At 57.1% G+C, this 1,650-nt stretch carries 1 rRNA gene (cut by a window edge); it reads left to right on the top strand.

Annotated features, from left to right (window positions below):
- Positions 1 to 57: 57 nt before the first annotated feature.
- Positions 58 to 1,650 (top strand): 23S ribosomal RNA (locus AB0D94_RS37530) (it continues 1,629 nt past the right edge of the window).

Below are 1,650 nucleotides of genomic sequence, written 5' to 3'. Positions count from 1 at the left end.
GGGGTGATGGGTGGCTGGTCGTTGCTTGAGAACTACACAGTGGACGCGAGCATCTGTGGCCAAGTTTTTAAGGGCGCACGGTGGATGCCTTGGCACCAGGAACCGATGAAGGACGTGAGAGGCCGCGATAGGCCCCGGGGAGCTGCCAACTGAGCTTTGATCCGGGGGTGTCCGAATGGGGAAACCCGGCAGTCGTCATGGGCTGTCACCCACTGCTGAACACATAGGCAGTGTGGAGGGAACGAGGGGAAGTGAAACATCTCAGTACCCTCAGGAAGAGAAAACAACCGTGATTCCGGGAGTAGTGGCGAGCGAAACCGGATGAGGCCAAACCGTATGCGTGTGATACCCGGCAGGGGTTGCGCATGCGGGGTTGTGGGAATTCTTTTGACCGGTCTGCCGGCCGGTCGGCGAGTCAGAAACCGTTGATGTAGTCGAAGGACATGCGAAAGGTCCGGCGTAGAGGGTAAGACCCCCGTAGACGAAACATCAGCGGCTTGCTTAAGAATCTCCCAAGTAGCACGGGGCCCGAGAAATCCCGTGTGAATCTGGCGGGACCACCCGCTAAGCCTAAATATTCCCTGGTGACCGATAGCGGATAGTACCGTGAGGGAATGGTGAAAAGTACCGCGGGAGCGGAGTGAAATAGTACCTGAAACCGTGTGCCTACAAGCCGTGGGAGCGTCGCTCATTGGGTTTACCCAATGGGTCGTGACTGCGTGCCTTTTGAAGAATGAGCCTGCGAGTTAGCGGTGTGTAGCGAGGTTAACCCGTGTGGGGAAGCCGTAGCGAAAGCGAGTCCGAATAGGGCGATTGAGTTGCACGCTCTAGACCCGAAGCGGAGTGATCTAGCCATGGGCAGGTTGAAGCGGAGGTAAGACTTCGTGGAGGACCGAACCCACCAGGGTTGAAAACCTGGGGGATGACCTGTGGTTAGGGGTGAAAGGCCAATCAAACTCCGTGATAGCTGGTTCTCCCCGAAATGCATTTAGGTGCAGCGTCGTGTGTTTCTTGCCGGAGGTAGAGCACTGGATAGGCGATGGGCCCTACCGGGTTACTGACCTTAGCCAAACTCCGAATGCCGGTAAGTGAGAGCACGGCAGTGAGACTGTGGGGGATAAGCTCCATGGTCGAGAGGGAAACAGCCCAGAGCATCGACTAAGGCCCCTAAGCGTACGCTAAGTGGGAAAGGATGTGGAGTCGCAGAGACAACCAGGAGGTTGGCTTAGAAGCAGCCACCCTTGAAAGAGTGCGTAATAGCTCACTGGTCAAGTGATTCCGCGCCGACAATGTAGCGGGGCTCAAGCGTACCGCCGAAGTCGTGTCATTGCAGCAATAGGGCCAACGCCCGCTGTGATGGGTAGGGGAGCGTCGTGTGCCGGGTGAAGCAGCAGCGGAAGCTAGTTGTGGACGGTTCACGAGTGAGAATGCAGGCATGAGTAGCGATACACACGTGAGAAACGTGTGCGCCGATTGACTAAGGGTTCCTGGGTCAAGCTGATCTGCCCAGGGTAAGTCGGGACCTAAGGCGAGGCCGACAGGCGTAGTCGATGGACAACCGGTTGATATTCCGGTACCCGCTTTGAAACGCCCAATATCGAATCAGGCGATGCTAAGTCCGTGAAGCCGTTCCGGACCCTTCGGGGAAGG

This window comes from Streptomyces sp. NPDC048255, from assembly GCF_040652415.1.
Lineage (GTDB): Bacteria > Actinomycetota > Actinomycetes > Streptomycetales > Streptomycetaceae > Streptomyces.
This window is presented reverse-complemented; position numbering and strand designations above follow the sequence as displayed.